The 684-nt window shown below is 32.0% G+C and carries 1 protein-coding gene; it reads right to left on the bottom strand.

What is annotated here, in order from left to right; all coding sequences use genetic code 11:
* Positions 1 to 234: 234 nt before the first annotated feature.
* Positions 235 to 468, bottom strand: coding sequence for a hypothetical protein (locus DKT72_RS17865; protein WP_111310128.1), 234 nt, complete (start codon positions 466 to 468; stop codon positions 235 to 237).
* Positions 469 to 684: the final 216 nt, after the last annotated feature.

Raw genomic sequence — 684 nt, 5'->3', positions numbered from 1 at the left:
GGCAAAAAACAATATCATTTGGTACCTTGACCCAATTTATGGGCATAAGCAAGGTCAAATACCATAGACATTAATCAGGCGAATAAGTGCATGCAAATCTCGGCCATTGCTTATAATTTAAAGAAGCACCTAAAATTCATAGAAAAGCCCAGTAAAAGTGGGTCGGTAAGTCTACACTTCGTTTTTTACCGTTTTAAGGCGTTAATAAACGCCATTTTCTTTATTCAGTTTATTTTAAATTTCCTTTTTTGTTTTCTCCAGTTTTAATTTCAATTCCTGAATTTCAGCGTTTTTATCTTTAACTTCCATTTGAAAATACTTTAAACTTGTAAACAAGTAAATAAGAACAAAAAACGTTCTAATATCGGAAGAATTATATTCAGTCAAGAAATCAAATTTGCTTGAAATCCATAAAATTCCAAATAATACAATTGATACTGTAGAAATTATTTTTAGTATTTTTTTCATTTCTTTTTATTTTCAGTTTGAGTGCGTTCGCCAATGAATGGCAACGGTGAGTATAAGAATAGTAGCCGATTGCGTGGCACATTCCTGTCACGATACAAGAAAGTTGAAGCGGGCTACAACCCTCGATTTTACCACTATCCCGGCTATTATTTTTATACACGTTGTGCCTGTTGCACAACAATCAAATATAGTTTAAAATTTCAATAATTGCATGAA

The sequence above is a fragment of the Confluentibacter sediminis genome (genome assembly GCF_003258355.1).
Taxonomy (GTDB): Bacteria; Bacteroidota; Bacteroidia; order Flavobacteriales; family Flavobacteriaceae; genus Confluentibacter; species Confluentibacter sediminis.
This window is presented reverse-complemented; position numbering and strand designations above follow the sequence as displayed.